Below are 19,547 nucleotides of genomic sequence, written 5' to 3'. Positions count from 1 at the left end.
GATCACATTCCGAAACCCGGACCGGGAATCGATACGATGAGCCCATGGTTTCCCACGACGTGAGCGAAGAGACTCCGGGCACACCCCTGCTCGTGGCACGTCTGCACGTCGACCTGTGCCGCCTCTCCAGCGCGATGTGTACGTCCCGCGCCGCGTTCTGAGCGACCCCCGAGGCGCCGAGCGCACCTCTCGTACGACCCCCCTCCGCGCGGGGGCCCCAGCCACGCGCCGATCACGCCACTTCCGACAGGAGCCCACGCCATGGCCATCGAGGTCCGCATCCCCACCATCCTCCGCACCTACACCGACGGCGAGAAGGCCGTCCAGGGCAGCGGCGAGACCCTCGCCCACCTCTTCGCCGACCTCGAGTCCCGTCACACCGGCATCGAGGCCCGCATCGTCGACGGCGCCAAGCTCCGCCGCTTCGTCAACGTCTACCTGAACGACGAGGACGTCCGCTTCCTCGACGGCATCGACACCAAGCTCACCGACGGCGACAGCGTCACGATCCTGCCGGCCGTCGCCGGCGGCATGGTCTGATCCACATGCGCTACGACTCCTCGCTGGCGGCGGTCGGCAACACGCCGCTGGTCCGCCTCCCCCGGCTCTCGCCCTCGGACGACGTCCGCATCTGGGCGAAACTGGAGGACCGCAATCCGACCGGCTCGGTCAAGGACCGCCCCGCGCTCCACATGATCGAGCAGGCGGAGAAGGACGGCCGGCTCACGCCCGGCTGCACCATCCTGGAGCCGACCAGCGGCAACACCGGCATCTCCCTCGCCATGGCCGCCAAGCTCAAGGGCTACCGCATCGTCTGCGTCATGCCCGAGAACACCAGTGAGGAGCGGCGCCAGCTGCTCGCCATGTGGGGTGCGGAGATCGTCTCGTCCCCCGCGGCGGGCGGATCGAACACGGCGGTACGCGTCGCCAAGGAGATCGCGGCCGAGAACCCGTCCTGGGTGATGCTCTACCAGTACGGCAACCCGGACAACGCGGGCGCCCACTACGCCACCACGGGCCCCGAGATCCTCGCCGACCTCCCCTCGATCACCCACTTCGTCGCCGGCCTCGGCACGACGGGCACGCTCATGGGGGTCGGCCGCTACCTGCGCGAGTACAAGCCCGACGTCAAGATCGTCGCCGCCGAACCGCGCTACGACGACCTCGTCTACGGCCTGCGCAACCTCGACGAGGGCTTCGTCCCCGAGCTGTACGACGCCTCCGTCCTCACCACCCGCTTCTCCGTCGGCTCCGCCGACGCCGTCACCCGCACCCGCGAACTCCTCCAGCAGGAGGGCATCTTCGCGGGCGTCTCGACGGGCGCCTCCCTGCACGCGGCCATCGGCGTCGGCAACAAGGCCGTCAAGGCCGGCGAGAGCGCCGACATCGCGTTCGTCGTCGCCGACGGCGGCTGGAAGTACCTGTCGACCGGCCTCTACACGGCCGCGACGACGGAAGAGGCGATCGAGACGGTCCAGGGCCAGCTCTGGGCGTGAGCCCCCGCGGGCCCACGAGAAGTCGACGGACCTCGCGCGGGTCCACGAGAAGTCAACGCGCCAGATGGCGGACCTGGTCCCAGACGACCGGGTCCGCCGTTCCCGCTTTCCGGCGGAAGTCCACCACAGGCACGTCCCGTAGCTCGTCCGTCTCCAGGAAGCTCGGCCGCCCCTGAGCGTCGCCCACCGCCCCCGGCGGCAGCGCGATCACGCCCGGCCTCTCGTCGTGGTACTTGCTGGTGATCTTGGCGACGAGCGCGTTGTCACCCCGGAGCGAGAGCACGAGACACGGCCGGTCCTTCGAACCGGGCCCGTCCTCGAAGGACACGTCGGCCCACCAGATCTCGCCCGCCCGCGGCAGCAGCGACGGAGCCTTCCGCGGCCCGGCGGGCCGGCCGGGCGGCCGCGTCCGCTCCGGTGCCCGGCCCCGCCTCGAGGGGCGCCGGCCCGAAGACCTGCCGCCCGAGGGCCTCCCCGACGAACCCTTCCGCCCGCCGGCGACCACCACGACCAGCGCGATCACCACGACCGCGACCAGCGCGGGCCACCACGACGTGTCCATACCTCAAGACGGTACCGGCGCGTGGTCCACTCCGCCGTGGCGCCCCGCCATCCATCCGAACCGGTGACAGAGCCCGTGAGTTCGCCCACAACGGGCCGCCACGAAGGAGCGACAGGCCCAGGTGCGCCTTACGCTCGACAGACCGCACAGCCTCCCCCTCCCTCAGCGCGCTTTCCGCACCCGTCCACGGAGGTTCACGCTCCATGAAGCTCACCGTCGTCGGTTGCTCCGGGTCGTTCCCGTCCGCGGATTCGGCCTGTTCGAGCTACCTCGTCGAGGCCGACGGCTTCCGGTTGCTCCTCGACATGGGCAACGGCGCCCTGGGCGAGCTGCAACGACACATCGGTCTGTACGACCTCGACGCGATCTTCCTCAGCCATCTGCACGCGGACCACTGCATCGACATGTGCGGGTACTTCGTCGCCCGCTACTACCGGCACGAGGGCGGACGCTGCGACGCGATCCCCGTCTACGCGCCGGAGGGCGCCGAGCAGCGGCTGACCACGGCGTACGCGGACACCCCGTCACCCACCTCCATGAGCGAGGTCTTCGACTTCCGCACGCTGAAGTCGGCCACCTTCGAGATCGGCCCCTTCACCGTCCGTACGGAGAAGGTGTGCCACCCGGTCGAGGCGTACGGCATCCGCGTCGAGCACGGCGGCCGTTCCCTCACGTACTCCGGCGACACCGGGGTCTGCGAAGCGCTGCACGAGCTCGCCGAGGGCACCGACCTCTTCCTCTGCGAGGCCTCCTTCACCCACGGCAAGGAGGACATCCCGGCCCTCCACCTCAACGGCCGCGAGGCGGGCGCGGAGGCGAACCGGGCGGGGGTGGGCCGGCTCGTCCTCACGCACATCCCGCCGTGGACGGACGGCGAACAGAACCTGTCGGACGCGCGCGAGGTGTACAAGGGCCCGTCGGAACTGGCGCGGCCGGGCGCGGTGTACGAGATCTGACGCCCCGCCACGTACGGGGAAGGCCCCGGAACCTCTCGGTTCCGGGGCCTTCCCTTTCGTACGGGTTCCGTACGGGTTCCGTGCGGGTGAGGCTCACGCCTTGGTGAGGTCCTCGAGTTCCTCGTCGGTCTCGCGACCCGGCGTGGGGAGGTTGAACTTGGTGATCGCGAAGCGGAAGACCACGTAGTAGATCGCCGCGAAGACGAGACCGATCGGGATGATCAGCCACGGCTTGGTCGAGAGGCTCCAGTTCATGCCGTAGTCGATGAGGCCGGCGGAGAAGGTGAAGCCCGCGTGGACACCGAACGCCCAGGTGACGGCCATCGAGACGGCGGTCAGGACCGCGTGGATCGCGTAGAGGACCGGCGCGATGAACATGAACGTGAACTCGATCGGCTCGGTGATACCGGTGACGAAGGAGGTCAGCGCGAGGGACACCATCATGCCCATGACGGCCTTGCGGCGCTCGGGGCGAGCGGCGTGGGCGATGGCGATGGCGGCGGCCGGGAGGCCGAACATCATGATCGGGAAGAAGCCCGACATGAAGATTCCGGCGCTCGGGTCACCGGCGAAGAAGCGGTTCAGGTCACCGTGGACGACCTCGCCGGCCGCGTTGGTGAAGTCACCGATCTGGAACCAGGAGACGGTGTTGACGAACTGGTGCATGCCGACCGGGATCAGCGCGCGGTTGATGAGGCCGAAGAGGCCGGCGCCACCGGCACCGAGGCCGGTCATCCACTCGCCGAAGTTGGAGATGCCATCACCGATGGGCTCCCAGACCAGACCGAAGACGACACCGACGAGGGTGCCGACGAAGGCCATGATGATCGGGACGAGACGGCGGCCGTTGAAGAAGCCGAGCCAGTCGACCAGCTGCTTGCGGTGGTACCGCTGCCACAGGACGGCGGAGAGCAGACCCATCAGGATGCCGCCGAGGACACCCGGGTTGTTGTACTTCGCGGCGACGTCCGCGCCGGCCTGGATCTGCGCCTCGGCGACGGGGAACGCCTTCAGCACGTTGCTGTAGACCAGGAAGCCGACGAGCGCGGCGAGAGCGGTGGAGCCGTCCGCCTTCTTGGCGAAGCCGATCGCGACACCGATGCAGAAGAGCATGGGCAGGTTGTCGAAGATCGCGCCACCCGCGGTGGCGAAGACGGAGGCGACCTTGTCCCAGCCGAGGCCGTCCGCGCCGAAGACGTCGGGCTGGCCGAGACGGAGCAAGATACCCGCGGCCGGCAGCACGGCGATCGGCAGCTGCAGGCTGCGACCGACCTTCTGCAGGCCCTGGAACAGGCCGGATCCACGCTTCTTCGCGGGAGCGGCGGCCTGGGCGGTTGCCGTACTCATCAACTTCCTCCAGTAGGCAAGGCGCCGCCAGGGACTGTGAACACGGGGGGAGGCGACGTCTCGTGGAACGCGGTGGTCTGGACCGCGTGGTCTACACCAATGAGTGGTGTAGACCAGTTTTAGCACGTGAGACTTAGATAAGGAACCTGCGAATTTTGTGTGCTCAGCCATAGCTGGAAATGCACGACATAAGGCCCCCGGACCGTCAGGTCCAGGGGCCTTCTGCAGGGCTTACAAGGGGGTCGAAAGCCCCGAATCGGTCAGCCGTCGAGGGCCGTGCCGAAGCGTGCTCGCGGGGTCACTTGACGTTGTCCCGCTCCATCTCCTCCTCCACCTCCTCCGGCTCACGGCCGGGAGTGGGGAGGTTGAACCTGATGATCGCGAACCGGAAGATCGCGTAGTACACGACCGCGAAGGCGAGACCGATCGGGATGATCAGCCACGGCTTCGTCGCGAGGTTCCAGTTGATCACGTAGTCGATCAGACCCGCCGAGAAGCTGAACCCGTCCTTCACGCCGAACGCCCAGGTCACGGCCATCGACACACCCGTGAGCACGGCGTGGATCGCGTAGAGCAGCGGGGCGATGAAGAGGAACGAGTACTCGATCGGCTCGGTGATGCCGGTGACGAACGAGGTCAGCGCCACCGACAGCATCATGCCGCCGACCGCCTTGCGTCGGTGCGGCTTCGCGCAGTGGGTGATCGCCAGCGCGGCCGCCGGAAGCGCGAACATCATGATCGGGAAGAAGCCCGTCAGGAACTGGCCGGCGTTCGGGTCGCCCGCGAGGAACATGGGGATGTCGCCGTGGACCGTCGTACCGTCCGGCTTCTCGTACGTGCCGAACTGGAACCAGATCGGCACGTTCAGGAACTGGTGCAGGCCGATGACGAGCAGCGCCCGGTTCGCCAGGCCGAAGATGCCCGAACCCCACGCGCCGAGTCCGACCAGCCAGTCGCTGAAGTTCTCCAGACCCTCACCGATCGGCGGCCAGATCCACAGGCAGATCGAGGCGAAGGCGATCGCGACGAACGTCATGATGATCGGGACCAGACGGCGGCCGTTGAAGAAGCCCAGCCAGTCGACCAGCTTCGTCCGGTGGTACCGCTGCCACAGGTACGCGGTGAGCAGACCCATGACGATGCCGCCGAACACACCGGGATTCTGGTACGTGTAACCGGCGAAGGAGTCGTCGACGGCGAGGCAGCCGCCGCTGATGTCCTGCGTCCCCGCCGGGCAGTCCTTCGGGAACTGACGCAGCACCGTGTAGTAGACGAGGAAGCCGACGACGGCCGCGAGCGCGGTCGAACCATCCGACTTCTTCGCCATGCCGATCGCGACACCGATGCAGAACAGCAGCGGCAGACCGAGACTGCCGTCGAGGAGTGCGCCGCCCGCGCCCGCCATCACCTTGGCGACGTTGTCCCAGCCGAGACCTTCCGCGCCGAAGACGTCCGGCTGCCCGAGCCGGTTGATGATGCCCGCGGCCGGCAGGACAGCGATGGGGAGCTGAAGGCTGCGCCCCATCTTCTGCAGCCCTTGGAAGAGGCCGTTCCACACGGACTTCCTCGGCGGTGCCGCGGCGCTGTCGGTACTCATCGGCGTCCTCCCTGCCCGGAACAAGCCGGGTCCGCATTCCGTTGCACACTGGTGTAGACCAGTTGCGGTAGGCTCCGGGAGCCCGCTGAGGACAGGCCGCCGGTGATCGTCATCATTCGACAGAACGGCGGCATTTGCTCGCATAGTTGGGCCAACCGTGGGTTACCGTGACAAAGCGGACCACAGGTGCGCCGAGATTCGCGCTCGCGCGATCGGAACGGACAGGGAGAAACACATGGCCACCAAGGCTGAGAAGATCGTCGCCGGGCTCGGCGGCATCGACAACATCGAAGAGGTCGAGGGCTGCATCACCCGGCTGCGCACCGAGGTTGTCGACCCCGGGCTCGTCGACGAGGCCGCGCTCAAGGCCGCCGGCGCCCACGGCGTCGTGAAGATGGGCACCGCCATCCAGGTCGTCATCGGCACCGACGCGGACCCGATCGCCGCGGAGATCGAAGACCTGATGTGAGACCTGGCGCGAGCCACTGACTCGCGCCGACAGGGGCCCGTCCCGGCAGGGAGACGGGCCCTTCGTCATGTACCGCCCTCCCGCCCGCCACGGCTAGGCTCGACCCATGTCTCGTATCGACGGCCGTACCCCCGAACAGCTCCGCCCCGTCACCATCGAACGCGCGTGGAGCAAGCACGCCGAGGGCTCCGTCCTCATCTCCTTCGGTGACACCAAGGTCTTCTGCACCGCCTCCGTCACCGAAGGCGTCCCGCGCTGGCGCAAGGGCAGCGGCGAAGGCTGGGTCACCGGCGAGTACTCGATGCTGCCCCGGGCCACCAACACCCGCGGCGACCGCGAGTCCGTCCGCGGCAAGATCGGCGGCCGCACGCACGAGATCTCCCGCCTCATCGGACGCTCGCTCCGCGCCGTCATCGACTACAAGGCCCTCGGCGAGAACACCATCGTCCTCGACTGCGACGTCCTCCAGGCCGACGGCGGCACCCGCACCGCCGCCATCACCGGCGCGTACGTCGCCCTCGCCGACGCCGTCGCCTGGGCCCAGGGCAAGAAGCTCGTCAAGGCCGGCCGCAAGCCCCTCGTCGGCACCGTCGCCGCCGTCTCCGTCGGCATCGTCGACGGCGTCCCCCTCCTCGACCTCTGCTACGAGGAGGACGTCCGCGCCGACACCGACATGAACGTCGTCTGCACCGGCGACGGCCGCTTCGTCGAGGTCCAGGGCACCGCCGAGGCCGAGCCCTTCGACCGCAAGGAGCTCAACGCCCTCCTCGACCTGGCCTCGGGCGGCTGCGCCGAACTGGCCGAGATCCAGCGCAAGGCGCTCGACGGAACCCTCTGACACCGCACTGCGTCATGACGGGCGGACGTACGGATAAGCTCCGTGCGCCCGCCCGTCCGTCTGTTCGTATCTGGGGGATGCCTTGAAGCGCCGTCTCGCACTCGCCATGGCCACGGCCGCCGCACTCACCACCGTCCTGAGCGGCTGTTCGGCCCTCGACACCGCGATGGACTGCGTCAAGACCGCCGACGCGATAGCCACGTCCGTCGACAAGCTCCAGCAGGCCGTCTCCAACGCGTCGAACGACCCGACGCAGATCGAGGAGTCCCTGAACTCGATCTCCACCGAGCTCGGCAACCTCAAGAACACCACGGACAACGCCGACCTGGCGAAGGCGGTCGACGACCTCACGAAGGGCGTCGAGTCGGTCCGTACGGCGGTCAAGAACGGCGACACGACGCCGGACATCCAGCCGATCACGGACGGGGCGAGCGAGATCGCGAAGGTCTGCACGCCGGGCTAGAGGCTCCCTCGGACCCCCGATAATCGGTGACATGACCCGTCTGATCCTCGCCACCCGCAACGCGGGCAAGATCACCGAACTCCACGCGATCCTCGCCGACGCGGGCCTCGACCTCGAACTCGTCGGCGCGGACGCGTACCCCGACGTGCCCGACGTCAAGGAAACCGGCGTCACCTTCGCCGAGAACGCGCTCCTCAAGGCCCACGCCCTCGCCCAGGCCACCGGCCTCCCGGCGGTCGCCGACGACTCCGGCCTCTGCGTCGACGTCCTGAACGGCGCCCCCGGCATCTTCTCGGCCCGCTGGGCAGGCACTCACGGCAATGACCGCGCGAACCTGGACCTGCTCCTGGCCCAACTGTCCGACATCGCGGACGAACACCGGGGAGCCCACTTCGCCTGCGCGGCGGCCCTCGCCCTCCCGGACGGCACGGAACGCGTGGTCGAGGGCCAGATGCGCGGCACCCTCCGCCACGCCCCGGTAGGCACGAACGGCTTCGGCTACGACCCGATCCTCCAGCCGAAGGGCCACGAGGTGACCTGCGCACAGCTGTCGCCGGCGGAGAAGAACGCGATCAGCCACCGGGGGAAGGCGTTCAGGGCGCTGGTACCGGTGGTACGGGAGCTGCTGGGCTGAGGGGGTACGGCGAGGCCCGGTTCGCTTCGTGATACGAACCGGGCCTTCGATTGCTAGGTTGGTGCGGCCGGTGGGATTCGAACCCACACAGGATTTCTCCCAGATGCCCCTAAAACACCCGCCGATACCAGTTTGGCTACGGCCGCCTGCCTGTCATGGTAGCGGCAGGCGGCGGACTAGGTGCGGGCGTTGCTAGCTAGATCGCCGACGCCTACTTCCTCGGTACCAGTTATCGGTGGCCGAATGACAGGTTGCCGGTGGCGCGCCGAGTTTCCGCGCGACCTCACGGAGAGTCGTCGAGGAAGCGACAGCCTCGGCGATGGCGTTGTCCGTGTACTTGCGCCAGGGGCTCTGCTGCTTGAAGTGGCCGGTGTCGATGCCGTACTCGGCGACCTTCGACTGGAGCGTCCGACGCCGTCCACCGCCCGCTTTAACGCCGAGCCGGTGCATGAGATCGGCCCAGCCTCTCGACTCGGACACGGTGATGCTGAGCCGCTCCCGGCTGTACATGGATGAACCATCCTGCATCCGGACCCCCTCCGCCTCGGTCACCCGTTCGTGGCCTCGCACGGACTAACGAGCCGAATGTCGGACGGTTACGCCATATCGCGTACTGTCGCGTCCGGTAAACGGAACAGGCCGCACCGCCTCGGAAGGCGATGCGGCCCGTTCCGTACCGAAGGGTGAGGGCTCAGATGCCCAGATCCCGGATGATCTTGGCTACGTGGCCCGTTGCCTTCACGTTGTAGAAGGCGTGTTCCACCTTGCCGTCCTCGTCGACGACGATCGTCGAGCGGATCACGCCCGTCACCGTCTTGCCGTAGAGCTTCTTCTCGCCGAAGGCGCCGTACGCCTCCAGGACCGCCTTCTCCGGGTCGCCGACCAGCGTGACCTTCAGGTTCTCCTTCTCGCGGAACTTCGCCAGCTTCTCCGGCTTGTCGGGGGAGACGCCGATGACGTCGTAGCCCGCGCTCGCCAGCACGTCCAGGTTGTCCGTGAAGTCGCAGGCCTGCTTCGTGCAGCCGGGGGTGAGGGCCGCCGGGTAGAAGTAGACGATGACCTTGCGGCCCTTGTGGTCCGCGAGGGAGACCTCGGTGCCGTCCGCGTCGGGAAGGGTGAAGGCGGGGGCGGTGTCGCCGGGCTGCAGTCGCTCGCTCATGGCTCTCCTCGGGGGTGTTCGCGTACGCCTCCAGAGCCTAATGGCGGTCGGCCGAAGGGGGTCGGGCGCGGCTCATCGGCGGTGGAGCTGACAGACTGTCCGTCAACGACCGGATACACGACTACGGAGGCAGCGCGGTGTCGGAAGCCAGGACCCCTGCGCAGATCGAGGCGGACATCGTCCGCCGGCGCGAGCAGCTCGCCGTCACTCTCGACGAGATCGGTATTCGGGTGCACCCGAAGACGATCATCGGGGACGCCAAGGCCAGGGTCGCCTCGACGGTCGACCAGACCGCCGGCCGGGCCTTCGTGGCCGTCAACCGGGTCGTCTCGGACGTGAAGGCCCGCTTCACCCACGAGGACGGCGCGCCCCGTCTGGAGCGGCTCGTGCCGGCCGCCGTCGTGGCCGTCGCGGTGGTCGGGCTGATCGCCGCGTCCTCCCGCAGAAACAAGGCATGACCCCTCCCGGCCGCGGGCGACACGCCCAGGCAGGTAGGTTCGGACCGTGAGCGAGAACACGCACGACAAGCTGCCCATCCGGATGCTTCACGACCGGGTCCTGGTCCGCACCGACTCCCCCGAGGGGGAGCGGCGTTCCGGCGGCGGCATCCTGATCCCGGCGACCGCGGCCGTCGGCCGCCGGCTGTCCTGGGCCGAGGTGGTCGCGGTCGGTCAGAACGTCCGGACCGTCGAGATCGGTGACCGGGTGCTGTACGACCCCGAGGACCGCGCCGAGGTCGAGGTGCGGGGCACCGCGTACGTACTGATGCGGGAGCGGGACCTGCACGCGGTGGCCGCGGACCGGTTCCAGGGCGCGACGGATTCGACCGGCCTTTACCTGTAGGCGCGAGCTGCGCGAAGGCCCTGGTGACCGCTGTCACCAGGGCCTTCGCGTGTTCTTTGCTAGGCTGGGGACACCCGACGAGACGCGCCGTACCGGGATGACGACAAGACGACGCACTCCTGTTGTTCCGTCTCGCGGAGGTGTCGTCGTCATGGCCTGGGTTCTTCTTGTGGTCGCTGGTCTGCTCGAGGTCGGCTGGTCGATCGGTATGAAGTACACCGACGGCTTCACGCGGCTCTGGCCCAGTGTGTTCACCGGCGCCGGGATCGTCGCCTCCATGCTGCTGCTCTCGCACGCCGCCAAGACGCTGCCCATCGGCACGGCGTACGGCGTGTGGGTGGGTATCGGCGCGGCCGGTGCGGCGGTGCTCGGCATGGTGGTGCTGGGTGAGCCGGCGACCGCCGCCCGGATCTTCTTCGTCTGTCTGCTGCTGGTCGCCGTGGTGGGTCTGAAGGCGACCTCCGGTCACTGACCCCGTCCGGGTGGCCGTGAGGGCAGGGGGCTGCGGGACACCGCTGCCCCCGGGCCCGCCTCGCCCGTCAGGGCGGCGTCGTCCTCGCCGCCCGGGCCGTCCGGCACCGGCGGTACGGGCGGCATCTCCTCCGCTCCCGGCATCAGCCGGAGGTCGAAGTCGCGGGGTGTCGTTCCCGCCAGTGCCTCCCGGGTGAACTGGGCCCAGATCTCGGCCGGTGCGCCGCCGCCGTTGATCCGGGGCAGGCCGAGCGCCCCGTACAGCGGTTCCTGCCGCCCCGACTCGGGGTCCTGGCCCATCAGTGCGACGACGGTCGCGAGTTCCGGGGTGTAGCCGGCGAACCAGGCGGCCTTGTCGTCCTCCGCCGTGCCCGTCTTGCCGGCCGCGGGCCGTCCGGCGGCCTGCGCCGCCGTGCCCGTGCCCGTCTCGACGACGCTCCGCAGGATCGACGTGGTCGTGTCGGCGGCCTCCCTGGTGACGGCCTGCCGGGCGGGGCGGGAGGGCAGGTCCACCGGCCGGCCGCCCTTCGTGACGCCCTCGACGAGGGTGTACGCGCCGTGCCGGCCGTGCGCGGCGAGCGTCGCGTACGCCGAGGCCATGTCGAGGACGCTGGCCGTGGCCGGGCCGAGGGCGATGGACGGGGAGGCGGTGAGGTCGGGGGTGGAGCCGGGCACGCCGAGGGCGACGGCGGTGCGGCGTACGTGGGCGGGGCCGACGTCGACGGCCATCTGGGCGTACACGGCGTTCACCGAGAGGTCGGTGGCCTCGCCGACGGCGATCTCGCCGTAGTTGGCGTCGTCCTCGTTGGCGGGTTCGTACGGACTGCCGTTCCAGCCCTCCACGGGGCGGCGGTTGGTCCCGTCGTACAGGGTGTACGGGGTGATCGGCATGCCGTACTGGGTCTGCGCCCCGCTCTGCACGGCCGCCGTGAAGACGAAGGGCTTGAAGGTGGAGCCGACCTGGTAGTCGCGGCGGGTGGCGCTGTTGACGTACTGCTGGGTGTAGTCGATGCCGCCGTACATCGCGAGGACCTTGCCGGTGCCCGGGTCGACGGCCGCCGCCCCGACGCGTACGTAGCGGTCGGCGGGGGCGCGGTCCGGGTCGAGCAGGGAGATGACCCGGTCCTCGACGGCCTGGGCGAGCGTCTCCTGTTTGGCGCGGTCCAGGGTGGTGGTGATGCGGTAGCCGCCGCCGGCGAGGGTCTTCTCGTCGATGACGCCGTGTCCGGTCAGGTACTCCTCGACGGCCTGGACGAGGTAGCCGCGCTGGCCGGAGAGGCCGGTGGCGGGGCGGGCGGTCTGGGGGAGGGGGAAGCGGGCGGCGGCGCGTTCGGCGGGGCCGAGCCAGCCCTCGGTGACCATGCCGTCGAGGACGTAGTCCCAGCGGGCGACGGCCTTGGCGCGGTTCTCGGGGTGGGTGGTGACGTCGTAGGCGCTGGGGGCCTTGAGGAGGGAGGCGAGGTACGCGCCCTCGGCGGTGTCGAGGCGCTCGACGTCCTTGCCGTAGTAGGCGCGGGCGGCGGCCTGGATGCCGTAGGCGTTGCGGCCGAAGTAGCTGGTGTTCAGGTAGCCCTGGAGGATCTCCTCCTTGGTCTTCTCGCGTTCGAGTTTGATTGCGATGAAGAACTCCTTGGCCTTGCGGCTGAGGGTCTGCTCCTGGCCGAGGTAGTAGTTCTTGACGTACTGCTGGGTGATGGTGGAGCCGGACTGGCGGCCCTTGCCGGTGACGGTGTTCCAGGCGGCGCGGACCATGGCCTTGGGGTCGACGGCGCGCGAGGTGTGGAAGTCGCGGTCCTCGGCGGCGAGGACGGCCCGGCGGACGCCCGGGGGGACCTGGTCGAGGCGGACGTTCTCGCGGTTGACCTCGCCGTCGCGGGCGATGGGGCTGCCGTCGCGGTAGAGGTAGACGTTGGACTGGGCGACGGCGGCGGCGTTGGCGGGCGGGATGTCCACCAGGAGGTAGCCGGCGGTGAAGGCTCCGGCGAGGAGCAGCGCGCCGAGCAGGCCGAGGCCGAACAGGGTCCGCAGGAAGCGTCGGAGGCGTCGGGGACGCTTCGGCGCGGGGGGTGGCGGAGCGGAGAGGGTGGGGTCCCTCGGCTCCCAGCCCGGGCGGGATGGCCGGGGGGTGTCGCTCGTACCGGAGGAAGGGGGCATGGCACCTCATATTGCCCGTAAGGCGGTGAAACTCCGCAATACGACCCGAAAGTGCTGTGAAGGCGGCGAGAAATCCGCTCGCGGTGAGGAGTCGCCTCTCGCTAGGGTCGTGCGCTTCGGCGTTTTTCGGCGCATTGGGCACGCTTCCGGGGATTCGGGGAGGAGAGGCATGCTGCGGCTGTACGCGACGGTGGCCGCGGGTGGCTTCCGACGCCATGCCACGTATCGGGTGGCGACGGCGGCGGGGGTGTTCACCAACACCGTCTTCGGCTTCGTCCTGTCGTACACCTACATCGCCCTCTGGGACGAACGGCCGCAGCTCGGCGGCTACTCCATGGACGACGCCCTCGCCTATGTGTGGATCGGACAGGCGCTGATCACCGTCTGCGGGATGATGGGCGGCGGTTTCGAGGACGAGCTGATCGAGCGGATCAGGACCGGGGACATCGCGGTCGACCTCTACCGCCCCGCCGACCTCCAGACCTGGTGGTTCTCGGCCAACCTGGGCCGGGCCGCCTTCCAGTTGCTCGGCCGCGGGATCGTCCCGATGGCGGTGGGCGCGCTCGTCTTCGACTTCACGCTGCCGTCGGGCCCGGGGACGTGGCTCGCGTTCCTGGTGGCGGTGGCGCTCGGCTCGACCGTCAGTTTCGCGATCTGGTACCTGGTGGCGATGAGCGCGTTCTGGCTGCTCGACGGCCAGGGCGTGGTGCAGGTGGCCTGGCTGGGCGGCCTGTTCTTCTCGGGGATGCTCCTCCCGCTGAACGTCTTCCCCGGCGCGCTGGGCGAGCTGGCGCGGGTGCTGCCGTGGGCGTCGATGCTCCAGGTGCCGGCCGATGTGTACCTGGGGACGTACGAGGGCGGGTGGGAGCTGGCGGGGGCGTACGCCTTCCAGGGGTCATGGGCGCTGGCGCTGTTCGGGGCGGGGCGGGTGGCGCAGGCGGCGGCGACGCGGAAGGTGGTGGTGCAGGGTGGCTGAGGACGTCCCCCGTACGGGTGAGGGATCGGGGCACCGTACGGGGCCGCCCGTGCCGGCCGGGTCCTGGCCTCCGGAGCCGCCCGTGCCGGCCGGGTCCTGGCGTCGGGAGCCGCCTGTGCCGGCGGAGTCCTGGCCTCCGGAGCCGCTCCTGGCCGAGTCCTGGCGTACGTACCGGATGGTGGCCGGGATGTGGATCCGGTCGACGATGACGTACCGCGCCTCCTTCGCCCTGACGCTCTTCAGCAGCTTCTGCGTGACCTTCTTCGACTTCGTCGTGATCCTGCTGATGTTCGGTCAGGTGGAGGGCCTGGGCGGCTTCTCCTTCGCGGAGGTCGCGCTGCTGTACGGGACGGCGGGCACGTCCTTCGGGATCGCGGACCTGACGATGGGGTCGCTCCAGCGGATGGGGAAGCGGGTCAGGGACGGCTCGCTCGACACGTTCCTGATGCGGCCGGCGCCGCTGCTCGCGCAGGTCGCGGCGGACAAGTTCGCGCTGCGCCGGTTCGGGCGGGTGGCGCAGGGTGTGCTGGTCCTGGTGTGGTCCCTGGTCCTGCTGGACGTGTCCTGGACGCCGCTGAAGCTGCTGCTCCTGCCGGTGACGCTGCTCTCCGGGGCGGTGATCTTCGCGGCGGTGATGGTGCTGGGCGCGTCGGCCCTGTTCTGGGTGCAGGACGCCGCCGAGATCACGAACTCGTTCACGTACGGCGGGAACACGCTGCTCCAGTACCCGCCGACGATCTTCGCGCAGGACCTGGTGCGGGGGGTCGTGTACGTCGTACCGCTGGCGTTCGTGAACTGGCTGCCCGCGCTGTACGTCCTCGGCCGGCCGGCCCCGGCGGGGGTGCCGGACTGGGCGGCGTTCGCCTCGCCGCTGGTGGCGGCGGTCTGCTGCGGGGTGGCGGGGATCGCGTGGCGGGCCGGAATCCGTTCGTACCGATCGACAGGAAGCTGAGGCCCGCGCATGCCCGACACCAGACCCTTCATCGAACTCGACTCCTTGGAGAAGGTCTTCACGGTCCGCCGCAGAGCGGGCCTGCTGCGGCGGACGAAACACGAGGTCCGGGCGGTCGACGGGATCAGCTTCGGCGTGGAGCGCGGCGAGATGGTCGGCTACATCGGCCCGAACGGGGCGGGGAAGTCGACCACGATCAAGATGCTGACCGGCATCCTCACGCCCAGCGGGGGCCGGCTGCGGGTCGCGGGCATCGACCCTTCCCCAAGCTCTCGGCTTCGCTCGAGCAGGGGAGGCCCCAATCGCGAGCGGACACGCCTGGCGCAACGGATAGGAGTGGTCTTCGGTCAGCGGACGACGCTCTGGTGGGACCTTCCGCTGAAGGACTCGTACCGGCTGGTGCACCGCATGTACCGCATCCCGGACGCCCGCTTCCGGGAGAACCTCGACCGCTGCGTGGAGCTCCTGGAGCTCGGCGACCTCCTCGACGTACCCGTCCGCCAGCTCTCGCTCGGGCAGCGGATGCGGGGCGACATCGCGGCGGCCCTCCTCCACGACCCGGAGGTGCTGTACCTGGACGAGCCGACGATCGGCCTGGACGTGGTGTCGAAGGCGAGGGTGAGGGAGTTCCTGAAGGACCTGAACACGACGAACGGCACCACCGTCCTCCTGACCACCCACGACCTGACCGACATCGAGCAGCTGTGCTCGCGGGTGATGGTGATCGACCACGGGAAGCTGATGTACGACGGGGAGCTCGCCGGGCTCCACGCGGTCGGCGAGAGCGAGCGGCTCCTGGTGGTGGACCTGGAGCGGGAGCTGCCCCCCATCGAGGTGGAGGGCGCCCGCTTCGTACGGAGCGAAGGCCCCCGCCAGTGGCTGGCCTTCCCCGCCTCGTCCTCGGCGGCGCCCCTGGTCGCCGCTGTCGCCGCCGCGTACCCCCTGATCGACCTCTCGGTGCGGGAACCCGACATCGAGACGGTGATCGCGAAGATGTACGGGGGAACTCGCGAGGAGCGCCGGGAGTCCCTGATGTGAGGGACGTAGGAGGTCGAGTCCAATGGTGAGTTTCTCGTACACGGCGGCTGACGAGGAGAAGAGCAGAGGCGTCCGGCGGATGAAGACGCTGGCGACGGCTCTGTTGGTGGTGGTCGCCGTGATCTACGCGCTGGCCACCTGGGCGCGGAGCTCGGGGGCGGGCCCCTGGGCGGGCTATGTGGCCGCGGCCGCCGAGGCGGGCATGGTGGGCGCCCTGGCGGACTGGTTCGCGGTGACGGCCCTCTTCCGCCGCCCGCTGGGACTCCCCATCCCCCACACCGCGATCATCCCGACGAAGAAGGACCAGCTGGGCGCGTCGCTCGGCTCCTTCGTGGGCGAGAACTTCCTGTCGGCGGACGTCGTACGGGGCAGACTGGCGGCCTTCGGCATCGGTGGCCGACTGGGGGCGTGGCTGGCGGACCCGGCGCACGCGGACCGGGTGACGGCGGAGGCGTCGACGGCCCTGCGCGGGGCACTGACGGTCCTGCGTGACTCGGACGTGCAGGCGGTCGTGGGCGAGGCGATCACGCGCCGGGCGGAGGCGGCGGAGATCGCCCCGGGCCTAGGCAAGACGCTGGAGAAGATCGTCGCGGACGGCGCGCACCACCGCGCGGTGGACCTCGTCTGCACCCGCGCCCACGACTGGCTGGTCACGCACGGCGAGTCGGTGATGGACGCGGTGCAGGGCGGGGCGCCCGGCTGGACCCCCCGTTTCGTCGACAAGCGCATCGGCGAGCGCGTCTACAAGGAGCTGCTCCGCTTCGTGACGGAGATGCGGGACATGCCGGCCCACCCGGCGCGCGGCGCGATCGACCGCTTCCTGACGGACTTCGCGGCGGACCTCCAGGGCGACACGGACACGCGGGCCCGCGTCGAGCGCCTGAAGTCGGACCTGCTGGCCCGCCCGGAGATCCAGGACATCATCGCCTCGGCCTGGTCCTCGATCCGTACCCTCATCATCGCGGCGGCGGACGACGACCGCAGCGAACTCCGCCTGCGCGCCCGCGCCTCGCTGATGTCCCTGGGCAGCCGCCTGGCGACGGACGCCCGCCTCCAGCGGAAGGTCGACGGCTGGGCGGAGGACGCGGCGGCCTACGTGGTCACGACGTACCGGTACGAGATCACGTCGCTGATCACGGACACGGTCGCGGGCTGGGACGCCACCCAGACCTCGAAGAAGATCGAGGCCAACATCGGCCGCGACCTCCAGTTCATCCGCATCAACGGCACAGTAGTGGGCGCCCTGGCGGGCCTCCTGATCTACACGTTCAGCCACGCGCTGGGCGGCTGAGGGGCCTGGCCTTTCGGCGTCAGCCCCGGCCGCGGGGGCGTCAGGCCTTCTGGTCGGCTGACGAAGCGGGCGGTGTCAGCCCTTCCCGCGGGTGACGGCCCAGGAGGCGGCGGCCATCCCCCCGGCGACGGAGAACACCGCGGGCCAGGCCCCGATCTTCTTCGCGAGCGGATGGGACCCGGCGAACGCGGCGACATAGGCGGTGCTGAGCCCGGCGGCCACCTTCCCTCCACCGACCTGCTGCCACTCCCGAGCGGCCACCCCGCCGGCAACGGCGAGCACGACCCCACCGAGCGGCCGCTTCTTGGTCCACCGGGCAACGGCATAACCCCCGACGAGCCCGACGGCGGCTATGGCGGGGGAGGGGATGCGGGGCATGGTGGGCCTTTCGTGAGCGTGCGGACTACGGATTGAGCCTACGAGCCCTGACGCGGGTGATGTCAGTGAGCCCCTTCACTGCGCGCGCCCACCGGCCACACGTCGACCGCGACCTTGGCGAGGTCCGCCTGCCGCTCCTCGATGCCGTGCGAGCGCCAGGCGCCGGACTCGAAGTCCCAGAGGCGCTCGATTCCGGTCTCCTGCGTGATGAGGAGGGACGAGGAGCTGTAGGCGTTGACCTTCTCCGGGTATGCCTTGTTGGACGCGATGCGGTTCTTTCGGCCGTGTAGGAGGGTCTGATTGCCCAGCCGGTTGACCCATGCAGAGTGTTCGTCGAGGCGAAACTCCGGCGCGGGGCTCTGGGGGTAGATGTGCTCAACGTGTACAGCGGTTGCACCAGCCACGACGACGTCGTCAACGTCGGCGATCCGCCTCAGATGCTGCTCGATGACGGTGAGGAGATAGCGGGCCTGCGTGCTCCGCGGGATGGGTGCTTGAGCAAAGTCGGCCTGGAAGGTCGCATCGTCAGGAGTCCAGTGCATGATCTGCTCGAATGCTGCTTCGGTGGTGAGGCCGGAGCTCATCTGCTTGGCCAGGTCGAACAGCTTCTCTTCCAACAGGGTCGACTCGCGCCGGCCCACCACCGTCCAGCGGACGTAGTAGCTGATGAGGGCCTGAGTCACTCGGACCATCTCGTCGTAAGGGGTCTTCTCGGAGACGGCAAGAAGCAGCGGGTAGGCCGCATCGGCGCTGAGGCTCCGCACCTCGTCCAGAAGGCTGTCGAGCGATTCGACCCCCGTGCCGGATGTGATCAGCTCGATGTATCGACCTGAGGCGTTCTGGAGCTCCGCGGCAAAGGTACGCACTTCGTAGCGGGGAGTCACCGAATCGAACCGCTTGGTGAGTTCTTTTCGAATGGTTGTGTACAGGCTGTGTGAGCGCACGTCGCCGTGTCGCGCAACCCAGAAGTGTCGCAGGAACTTTTCGATGTCCTCGCGTCGCTCGAAACCGTCGAGAAGGGAACGCCAGGCGTTGTTCACCCTCTCTTTCTCTTCGTCGTTTCGGCTCTTCTCCATGAGGAAATTGCGAACAAGGTCGACGGTCGAAAGGTCTTTGCCTCGGGAGTTGATGGTTTCAAAGACCTCGTTGGCGTCGCTCGACGTGGGGGTCTGGACCTCGACGAATACCAATCCCTTCACGAGGCACTCTGCCAGCTCGTCCAGCCAATCGAGGCGTTCCTCCTCGGAATGGACGTGTTCCAAGGCGTTGGTGATGTGCCCCTTGAAGGCCAGGTAGGAGTCCTGGATGAGTTTGTGCGAAGGGCGAGTGGACTGTTCCGTCAGAGTGAGTCTGCCCGTGGCCTCGTTCCAGCTTTGGATGTAGTCCTTGAAGAAATCTCGATCAAAGAGAGAAAGCGTGAGGAAGTACTGAGGGTCCGAGTGGCGGCCGTCGCGGCGCGCTATGTAGTCGCGTTGTAGGTTGTTCGCTATCACGCGAGCCTCGGTCGAGGCCATGGTGCCAAGTGTGTCTCTGATCGCTGCGATCAGGATGGTGGACGTAGTCAGCCGCTGCTGGCCATCGAGAAGAGCCCGGGTGGTGATCTTGTCGTCTGTAATGGTGACGATGGGACCGATGAAGTACTCGGAGGAAGCTTGGCTACCTGTCCGGCGTGCCCGCATGAACTTCTGAATGTCGGCCCAGTACGTGTCCACTTCGCGCTTTCCCCACGCGTATTGGCGCTGACTGTCGTCCGGCACCTCGACCGGCGGGTTATTGGCTCCGATGAGCTGGCCGAGCGTCTGGCGGGCGGCGTTCTTGATGATGGCCATGCTGTTCCTTCCCGAGTCTCGCCAGAGGTTATCTCGGTGGGTGGCACTGGCATTGCTGGTTGAGTCAACTACGTCAAGAAGTGCGTAGTTTATG

The 19,547-nt window shown here is 68.9% G+C and carries 23 protein-coding genes, 1 tRNA gene and 1 riboswitch; of the genes, 15 read left to right on the top strand and 9 right to left on the bottom strand.

Translation table 11 applies throughout. From position 1 onward, the window contains the following. Positions 1-44 precede the first annotated feature (44 nt). The 3 genes from ACWFR1_RS16495 (at position 45) to ACWFR1_RS16485 (ending at position 1,496) form a co-directional block, all read left to right on the top strand. On the top strand, positions 45-161 hold the full coding sequence (locus ACWFR1_RS16495; protein WP_453551451.1) for a putative leader peptide: 117 nt from the start codon (positions 45-47) through the stop codon (positions 159-161). 100 nt (positions 162-261) lie between these two features. Beyond that, positions 262-540: a MoaD/ThiS family protein gene (locus ACWFR1_RS16490; protein WP_453551448.1), complete on the top strand. Its 279-nt coding sequence runs from the start codon at positions 262-264 to the stop codon at positions 538-540. Positions 541-545: 5 nt separating this feature from the next. Further along, complete coding sequence (locus ACWFR1_RS16485; RefSeq protein ID WP_453551446.1) at positions 546-1,496, top strand: PLP-dependent cysteine synthase family protein; 951 nt, start codon at positions 546-548, stop codon at positions 1,494-1,496. A gap of 52 nt (positions 1,497-1,548) precedes the next feature. Here the strand turns inward: ACWFR1_RS16485 and ACWFR1_RS16480 are convergent, their stop codons facing one another. Continuing rightward, positions 1,549-2,058, bottom strand: coding sequence for a type II toxin-antitoxin system PemK/MazF family toxin (locus ACWFR1_RS16480; protein WP_453551443.1), 510 nt, complete (start codon positions 2,056-2,058; stop codon positions 1,549-1,551). 203 nt (positions 2,059-2,261) lie between these two features. Between ACWFR1_RS16480 and ACWFR1_RS16475 the strand changes: the two genes are divergently transcribed. Continuing rightward, positions 2,262-3,014 (top strand): MBL fold metallo-hydrolase, encoded by a 753-nt coding sequence (locus tag ACWFR1_RS16475; RefSeq protein WP_453551441.1) that lies wholly within the window; start codon positions 2,262-2,264, stop codon positions 3,012-3,014. 93 nt (positions 3,015-3,107) lie between these two features. Here ACWFR1_RS16475 and ACWFR1_RS16470 read toward each other — a convergent pair whose 3' ends face one another. Both ACWFR1_RS16470 and ACWFR1_RS16465 read right to left on the bottom strand, forming a co-directional pair. Then, entirely contained in the window at positions 3,108-4,361 is a 1,254-nt protein-coding gene (locus ACWFR1_RS16470; RefSeq protein WP_453551439.1) for a PTS transporter subunit EIIC, read from the bottom strand. A gap of 298 nt (positions 4,362-4,659) precedes the next feature. Further along, positions 4,660-5,958 carry a PTS transporter subunit EIIC gene (locus tag ACWFR1_RS16465; protein WP_453551436.1) on the bottom strand — a complete coding sequence of 433 codons (1,299 nt, stop codon included), beginning with the start codon at positions 5,956-5,958 and terminating at the stop codon, positions 4,660-4,662. 196 nt (positions 5,959-6,154) lie between these two features. Here ACWFR1_RS16465 and ACWFR1_RS16460 point away from each other — a divergent pair, with 196 nt between their 5' ends. The 4 genes from ACWFR1_RS16460 (at position 6,155) to rdgB (ending at position 8,362) form a co-directional block, all read left to right on the top strand. Continuing rightward, positions 6,155-6,427: a glucose PTS transporter subunit EIIB gene (locus ACWFR1_RS16460; RefSeq protein WP_453551537.1), complete on the top strand. Its 273-nt coding sequence runs from the start codon at positions 6,155-6,157 to the stop codon at positions 6,425-6,427. Between the two features lie 106 nt (positions 6,428-6,533). Further along, positions 6,534-7,265 (top strand): ribonuclease PH, encoded by a 732-nt coding sequence (gene rph / locus ACWFR1_RS16455; protein ID WP_453551434.1) that lies wholly within the window; start codon positions 6,534-6,536, stop codon positions 7,263-7,265. Positions 7,266-7,371: 106 nt separating this feature from the next. Next, positions 7,372-7,728 (top strand): hypothetical protein, encoded by a 357-nt coding sequence (locus ACWFR1_RS16450; protein WP_453551534.1) that lies wholly within the window; start codon positions 7,372-7,374, stop codon positions 7,726-7,728. Positions 7,729-7,759: 31 nt separating this feature from the next. Then, on the top strand, positions 7,760-8,362 hold the full coding sequence (rdgB, locus tag ACWFR1_RS16445; protein WP_453551432.1) for an RdgB/HAM1 family non-canonical purine NTP pyrophosphatase: 603 nt from the start codon (positions 7,760-7,762) through the stop codon (positions 8,360-8,362). Positions 8,363-8,421: 59 nt separating this feature from the next. Here the strand turns inward: rdgB and ACWFR1_RS16440 are convergent. The 3 genes from ACWFR1_RS16440 to bcp all read right to left on the bottom strand — a co-directional run bounded on the left by ACWFR1_RS16440 (position 8,422) and on the right by bcp (position 9,521). Then, positions 8,422-8,508, bottom strand: a tRNA-Leu gene (locus ACWFR1_RS16440). A 46-nt stretch (positions 8,509-8,554) separates the two neighbouring features. After that, positions 8,555-8,872, bottom strand: coding sequence for a hypothetical protein (locus ACWFR1_RS16435; protein WP_453551430.1), 318 nt, complete (start codon positions 8,870-8,872; stop codon positions 8,555-8,557). A 181-nt stretch (positions 8,873-9,053) separates the two neighbouring features. After that, positions 9,054-9,521 (bottom strand): thioredoxin-dependent thiol peroxidase, encoded by a 468-nt coding sequence (gene bcp / locus ACWFR1_RS16430; RefSeq protein ID WP_453551427.1) that lies wholly within the window; start codon positions 9,519-9,521, stop codon positions 9,054-9,056. Positions 9,522-9,658: 137 nt separating this feature from the next. On the opposite strand from bcp, the gene ACWFR1_RS16425 reads away from it, so the two are divergent. The 3 genes from ACWFR1_RS16425 to ACWFR1_RS16415 all read left to right on the top strand — a co-directional run bounded on the left by ACWFR1_RS16425 (position 9,659) and on the right by ACWFR1_RS16415 (position 10,836). Beyond that, positions 9,659-9,979 carry a DUF3618 domain-containing protein gene (locus ACWFR1_RS16425; protein ID WP_453551425.1) on the top strand — a complete coding sequence of 107 codons (321 nt, stop codon included), beginning with the start codon at positions 9,659-9,661 and terminating at the stop codon, positions 9,977-9,979. A 46-nt stretch (positions 9,980-10,025) separates the two neighbouring features. After that, a complete protein-coding gene (locus tag ACWFR1_RS16420) occupies positions 10,026-10,364 on the top strand; it encodes a GroES family chaperonin (RefSeq protein WP_317595701.1) in 339 nt (112 codons plus the stop codon). Between the two features lie 49 nt (positions 10,365-10,413). Continuing rightward, positions 10,414-10,482: riboswitch (guanidine-III (ykkC-III) riboswitch) on the top strand. 33 nt (positions 10,483-10,515) lie between these two features. Then, positions 10,516-10,836: a DMT family transporter gene (locus ACWFR1_RS16415; RefSeq protein WP_028811654.1), complete on the top strand. Its 321-nt coding sequence runs from the start codon at positions 10,516-10,518 to the stop codon at positions 10,834-10,836. Here ACWFR1_RS16415 and ACWFR1_RS16410 read toward each other — a convergent pair. Next, the gene (locus ACWFR1_RS16410) at positions 10,830-12,989 is read right to left on the bottom strand and encodes a transglycosylase domain-containing protein (protein WP_453551423.1); all 2,160 of its coding nucleotides are present in this window, start codon (positions 12,987-12,989) and stop codon (positions 10,830-10,832) included. The genes ACWFR1_RS16415 and ACWFR1_RS16410 overlap by 7 nt on opposite strands. 172 nt (positions 12,990-13,161) lie before the next feature. Between ACWFR1_RS16410 and ACWFR1_RS16405 the strand changes: the two genes are divergently transcribed. The 4 genes from ACWFR1_RS16405 to ACWFR1_RS16390 all read left to right on the top strand — a co-directional run bounded on the left by ACWFR1_RS16405 (position 13,162) and on the right by ACWFR1_RS16390 (position 17,246). Next, on the top strand, positions 13,162-13,965 hold the full coding sequence (locus ACWFR1_RS16405; protein WP_453551532.1) for an ABC transporter permease: 804 nt from the start codon (positions 13,162-13,164) through the stop codon (positions 13,963-13,965). A 115-nt stretch (positions 13,966-14,080) separates the two neighbouring features. Further along, entirely contained in the window at positions 14,081-14,917 is an 837-nt protein-coding gene (locus ACWFR1_RS16400) for an ABC transporter permease (protein WP_453551421.1), read from the top strand. A 9-nt stretch (positions 14,918-14,926) separates the two neighbouring features. Further along, a complete protein-coding gene (locus ACWFR1_RS16395) occupies positions 14,927-15,955 on the top strand; it encodes an ABC transporter ATP-binding protein (RefSeq protein ID WP_453551419.1) in 1,029 nt (342 codons plus the stop codon). Positions 15,956-15,977: 22 nt separating this feature from the next. Continuing rightward, complete coding sequence (locus tag ACWFR1_RS16390) at positions 15,978-17,246, top strand: DUF445 domain-containing protein (protein WP_453551418.1); 1,269 nt, start codon at positions 15,978-15,980, stop codon at positions 17,244-17,246. A 75-nt stretch (positions 17,247-17,321) separates the two neighbouring features. Here ACWFR1_RS16390 and ACWFR1_RS16385 read toward each other — a convergent pair whose 3' ends face one another. Next, complete coding sequence (locus ACWFR1_RS16385) at positions 17,322-17,624, bottom strand: hypothetical protein (RefSeq protein ID WP_453551415.1); 303 nt, start codon at positions 17,622-17,624, stop codon at positions 17,322-17,324. Between the two features lie 62 nt (positions 17,625-17,686). Next, positions 17,687-19,453 (bottom strand): DUF262 domain-containing protein, encoded by a 1,767-nt coding sequence (locus ACWFR1_RS16380; protein ID WP_453551414.1) that lies wholly within the window; start codon positions 19,451-19,453, stop codon positions 17,687-17,689. Between the last annotated feature and the right edge of the window lie 94 nt (positions 19,454-19,547).

The organism is Streptomyces sp. NPDC055103 (assembly GCF_053607625.1).
This window is presented reverse-complemented; position numbering and strand designations above follow the sequence as displayed.